This is a genomic window from Fibrobacter sp., from assembly GCA_012523595.1.
In the GTDB taxonomy this organism is placed as follows: Bacteria; Fibrobacterota; Chitinivibrionia; order Chitinivibrionales; family Chitinispirillaceae; genus JAAYIG01.
Genome location: JAAYIG010000170.1, coordinates 1 through 4786 on the forward strand (window position 1 = coordinate 1; position 4786 = coordinate 4786).

Genomic DNA, 4786 nt, shown 5'->3' on the forward strand with positions numbered 1-4786 from the left:
CTACAGGAGTTTTATGATGGTTCGAATAACAATTCTAATGCTGTTGCTGATTTTTGCCGCAAATGCCTGGGCGTATCTGGATCCAGGGACAGGCAGTTACTTTTTCCAGATCCTCATAGGGATGCTGGTAGGCATTACTTTTTCTCTGAAGATATTCTGGGGAAAAATCAAAGCTTTTTTCTCCAGAAATACTACAAAAAAATGCAGTGATGGAAAACCAGAGTAACACCAGACTTCCATCCTCTTTCAGAGATCCGTCAGGTTACGTTTTCCTGAAAGATTCAAGGGTTTACAGGAAGATAAATGCATCTTATGTTCCTGTATTCAACCACATGCAATCCACCGGAATTTTTTCCAGGCTTTTTGATTCCGGGCTGCTATGCCCTCACAGCATCATAGAAACCAACGAAGATTCAATCACAATCCAGCCCAGAGAAATCCCGTTTATTTCTTACCCGTATGAATGGTGCTTTTCACAATTAAAAGATGCCGCAAGGTGCACTCTGAGATTACAGAAACTGGCACTTGAGAATGAGATGAGCCTCAAAGATGCCAGCGCGTACAACATACAGTTTGCGGATGGAAAGCCCGTACTTATAGACTCGCTTTCATTCGAGCAGTTCAGTCCCGGGCAGCCCTGGACCGCGTATCATCAATTCTGCAGACATTTTCTGGCCCCCCTGGCACTGATGTCTTATACCAATGTAAACCTTCACAGGCTTCTCATGGGCTTTATCGATGGTATACCGCTTGACCTTGCGGTAAGCATTCTGCCTTTACGGGCTTTCTTGAGGCCTTCACTTTTCCTGCACCTTTATCTTCATTCCAGGTTCAGCCTGCGGTACACAGGAGTGAAAAAGCCGCAATCATCACAGAGCTTTTCCAGAAACTCGGCTTTCGGACTGCTTGACAGCCTTCAATCAGCGGTAAATACCTGCAGGTTGCGCCCCGCAAAGAGCATGTGGAGCGGATATTATGGTTCCGGTACTCATTCAGAAGAGTATCTGAGGGTAAAAGAAAAGATCGTATCAGATCTCATTACATATGCTAAACCGGATACTGTCTGGGATCTGGGCGCCAACACCGGCCGCTTTGCAAAATTGAGCGCCGGACTCGGTTATAATACTATTGCTTTCGATTCAGATCCGCTATGTGTGGAGAGCCTTTACAGGGACCTGGCTTCAGAAGAAAATTATAGAGTTCTCCCACTGGTGTGCGATCTTACAAATCCCAGTCCATCGCTTGGATTCAACAACCAGGAACGGGACTCACTGACTCAACGCGGGCCGACCGGGCTGGTTATGGCTCTCGCTCTAATTCATCATATAGCGATCGGTAACAATGTTCCTTTCACTATGATCTCATCTTACCTGGCACGACTCGGAAGATGGCTTATTCTGGAATTTGTTCCCAAAGACGATCCTCAGGTGAAGGAGATGCTTGCGGTACGCAGGGATATATTTACAGAATACACACGGGAATGCCTCCTGAAAAGATTCTCGGCAGATTTTCTGATCCATAAAGAAGTCGATGTCGGGAGTTCGGGACGTACAATTTTTCTTATGGAAAAGAGATGAAGTTTAAAAATCTATATATAACAATAGCACCGGTCCTCTTCAGTATTCTTCCGGTCCTCTCACTTTTCAACCAGAACAGAGGGTACTATGAACCGGATGTGCTTTTATGGCCCTTGTTGATTTCGGCCGGAAGCGCGCTTGCCATTACAGGAATTTTCTCACTACTGACAAAAAGCATCTCCAAAGCATCTCTGATTTGTTCCATCATTTCTGTTATTTTTTTCACCTATGGAACTATTGTCAATTTGATTGAAGGAGTTTACTTTAGATTCGGTTCGGTTGAAATCGGAGCTAACAAAATTATCTTTTCCGCTGAGATTCTTTTGATTGCAGCAGTTGTTCTGATTGTAATCCGTTCAAAATTCAATTTTCAGAAATTGACAGCGTTTCTTCTGGTCAGTTCAACAGTTTCCGTTCTGCTTCCATTGTATCCCATCACAGTTCAAGCAACGCAGCAAAACCGGGATAAAAGCAACATCTCAGGGGAAATGAGACAAAAGCCGATTAATGGTCAGAAACCTGATATTTACTACATAATCCTTGATGGCTTTGCACGTAAAGACATTTTCCAGGACCGATATGGCAGCACAGATACTGTTCTGGTTCCTTTCCTGAAAGAGAAAGGTTTTTTCATCGCCGAACGGTCCACATCCAATTACTGCCAGACAGTCCTTTCACTTGCTTCCTCATTGAATTATGATTATCTGGACAATCTGACAAAGAATGCAGGTACCCACAGCAATGATATCCGGCCGCTGAGAAACCTGATATGGAATAACCGGATGTTTTCTTTTCTGGACAAGTTAGGATACACTACAGTCTCTTTCGCCACTGGTTACTGGCCTACAAATATCAAAAGTACCGATCTCTGGCTCTCTTCAAGATGGTCAATGGATGATTTCAGCAACGGTGTCCTCTCACTTACTCCAATTCCGGCTCTCCTTAAGAAAATCCAGTTTGATCAGTTTGATCTGCAGAGAAAAAGGATCTTGTACACCTTTGATCAGTTGAGCCGGCTGTCAACCCATTCCGGCCACCCATTCTTTGTTTTTGCGCATATTCTGGCTCCTCATCCGCCATTTGTATTCAACAGTGATGGAAGTAAACCTGTTCAGAAGGGCCCGTTTTCTTTTCTGGAAAGAGGTTATACAGTAGATGGGTACCGGGCACTTTACAAAAAGCAATATGATTTTATTTCCCGCAAAACCAGGGACATGGTGAAGTCTATACTGGAGAACTCGCCGGAACCCCCTGTAATCATAATCCAGTCAGACCATGGTCCCGGTTCGGTATTGAGTTTCGAGGAAATTGAGAAAACAGATGTCCCGGAGAGAATGAGTATATTAAATGCTGTCTATGCCCCGGAGCAGTGCACCACCTGGGCAGAGATGAGTCCTGTAAATACCTTCAGAGTCATTCTGAACGGCCTTTTCCATACCGATCTGCAACTGCTGGAGCACAAAAGTTACTTTTCCACCTGGTCCAAGCCTTACAGATTCATCGATGTCACAGAAAAAGTCGGTAAGGATAGTTCAGAAAGCAACCTTTTGACCGATGAAGACAGGCAATAGTTAACACAAGCCACTATCAATTATTTTTTGTATTCCGTAGTGAGAAAGGGCTCTTAATTAAAGAGAGCCCTTTTTTCTGCATTCAGGCTTTTATTTCAATTTTTCTGGGCTTCGCCGATTCTTTTCTGGGAATCGTGATCTGCAGAAGGCCATTTTCCAGTGCGGCTTTGATTTTTTCTTTATCATACTCGTCTGAAATTTGAAACGCACGGTAAAAATCACCGATCCGGTATTGACGAATAGCTATGTTGTCCGACTCTTTTTGAGAATTTCTGGCCTGGATAACCAGTGTATTTGTTTCGTCAATCTGGATATTTACATCCCCCTTGCCCACACCGGGTACATCAACAGCAAAAACCACCTCGTCTTCTGATGCGTAAATATCTACATCGGGGCTGTATGCCTGACCGCTGTGTCTGAGCTGTTCTGCAGCGGTATTGCTTACCTCCTGCTGTCCTCTTTTTTCAAGATCAGTAGCCATGGTCTTATCCTCCTGTCAGTTAAGCTTCAATTTTAATTGTCTTTGGTTTAGCTTCTTCGGCTTTTGGAAGTGATATTGTCAATATGCCATTGGTGAACGAGGCGCTTATCCCGTTCTGGTCTATTTTAACCGGAATGCGCAGGCTCTTCTCAAACTTCCCTTCAGGGCGCTCCTTGCGCAGCGCACTTAATTTTTTGGCAGCCAGAACCGGTTCCCGGTTTCCTGAAAGGGTCAGCATGCCGTCAGAATAAACTATGCTTACCTGATCCTTTGTAAGGCCCGGAAGTTCTGCGCTGACAATCAGACTGTCTTTTCCATCATAAACATTAATCGAAGGAAAAGTAGCGGCAGAACCGGCAGCTGTTTCATAGTTTGACATCAGATTATTCATTTCTCTGCGGAGCCGGTCCATTTCGTTGAAGATGTCAACATTCCATACCATATAAACCTCCTGTACGTTTGGGAAGAACTGAATTGTCATTCGTTTTTCTGGACTAATCAAAAGATGTGCCATATCTATTTAAGCCCACAGTGGTGCATGAAATAAAGCATCGCAATCCCGCAAGGCTCTGAATGTGTTTAAATATTGAATGTCTGATGTTTCAGTTTTAAACAAAAAATAGAGGTTCAGAGGTTCAGAGGTTTAAACAGTATCGCTCATACTGCTCGCCTCCGCGTAGCGCTCGGGCGTAGCGGGGAGTTTATCGAAGTATGACATTGCAGCCTTCACCCTTCGATAAGGGAGCTCCCCGCCAATTCTCAATAGTGTCATTTGACATACTTCCGGGACTTTCTTCAGAAGAAACCGGAGATTCTTCTTCGATGATGCCGGTTTCGGCTGGTTCTCCTGTGATCTGTGTTATGTATGATGTAATAATGAGTAAAGCAGAAAAATAAAAAGATGAATACCTTTTCATATCTTCTCCAATCAACTGCACTGGAATTAATTAAGATGAGAGATCATCTAAGATAGTATTGCTTTTTCTGAAGTAAAGCTGATCTTCTTTGGTGGTCCTGATAACAAGAGGAGCGACGAGCGGATTACCGGTCTCCAGTAACCATATTTTGCCTGATACCGCTCGAAATAAACATTCTCAAACTCATCGAAATGATCTCGCACTAGCTTGAAAAACGGCGTCTCATGGTTTCGGGGACGA

6 protein-coding genes are annotated in these 4786 nt (G+C 43.9%); 4 read left to right on the forward strand and 2 right to left on the reverse strand.

From position 1 onward, the window contains the following. Positions 1-13 precede the first annotated feature (13 nt). The 3 genes from GX089_11575 to GX089_11585 are packed head-to-tail and all read left to right on the forward strand — an operon-like array spanning position 14 to position 3148. Positions 14-226, forward strand: a complete 213-nt coding sequence (locus GX089_11575; GenBank protein NLP03127.1) for a hypothetical protein — start codon at positions 14-16, stop codon at positions 224-226. Further along, complete coding sequence (locus GX089_11580) at positions 210-1577, forward strand: SAM-dependent methyltransferase (protein ID NLP03128.1); 1368 nt, start codon at positions 210-212, stop codon at positions 1575-1577. The genes GX089_11575 and GX089_11580 overlap by 17 nt, the downstream gene beginning before the upstream one ends. Further along, on the forward strand, positions 1574-3148 hold the full coding sequence (locus tag GX089_11585; protein NLP03129.1) for an LTA synthase family protein: 1575 nt from the start codon (positions 1574-1576) through the stop codon (positions 3146-3148). Before GX089_11580 ends, GX089_11585 begins: the two co-directional genes overlap by 4 nt. 82 nt (positions 3149-3230) lie before the next feature. Here the strand turns inward: GX089_11585 and GX089_11590 are convergent, their stop codons facing one another. Together GX089_11590 and GX089_11595 are read right to left on the reverse strand one after the other, a co-directional pair. Beyond that, positions 3231-3629: an Hsp20/alpha crystallin family protein gene (locus GX089_11590; GenBank protein ID NLP03130.1), complete on the reverse strand. Its 399-nt coding sequence runs from the start codon at positions 3627-3629 to the stop codon at positions 3231-3233. A 19-nt stretch (positions 3630-3648) separates the two neighbouring features. Next, the gene (locus tag GX089_11595; protein ID NLP03131.1) at positions 3649-4071 is read right to left on the reverse strand and encodes an Hsp20/alpha crystallin family protein; all 423 of its coding nucleotides are present in this window, start codon (positions 4069-4071) and stop codon (positions 3649-3651) included. A 269-nt stretch (positions 4072-4340) separates the two neighbouring features. Here GX089_11595 and GX089_11600 point away from each other — a divergent pair, with 269 nt between their 5' ends. Beyond that, positions 4341-4526, forward strand: a complete 186-nt coding sequence (locus tag GX089_11600; protein NLP03132.1) for a hypothetical protein — start codon at positions 4341-4343, stop codon at positions 4524-4526. Positions 4527-4786: the final 260 nt, after the last annotated feature.

What these genes read in the sequence shown, in the direction of transcription:
- GX089_11600 (NLP03132.1), top strand. Translation starts at nt 4,341, where the DNA reads ATGACATTGCAGCCTTCACCCTTCGATAAGGGAGCTCCCCGCCAATTC.
- GX089_11595 (NLP03131.1), bottom strand. Translation starts at nt 4,071, where the DNA reads ATGGTATGGAATGTTGACATCTTCAACGAAATGGACCGGCTCCGCAGA.
- GX089_11580 (NLP03128.1), top strand. Translation starts at nt 210, where the DNA reads ATGGAAAACCAGAGTAACACCAGACTTCCATCCTCTTTCAGAGATCCG.
- GX089_11590 (NLP03130.1), bottom strand. Translation starts at nt 3,629, where the DNA reads ATGGCTACTGATCTTGAAAAAAGAGGACAGCAGGAGGTAAGCAATACC.
- GX089_11585 (NLP03129.1), top strand. Translation starts at nt 1,574, where the DNA reads ATGAAGTTTAAAAATCTATATATAACAATAGCACCGGTCCTCTTCAGT.
- GX089_11575 (NLP03127.1), top strand. Translation starts at nt 14, where the DNA reads ATGATGGTTCGAATAACAATTCTAATGCTGTTGCTGATTTTTGCCGCA.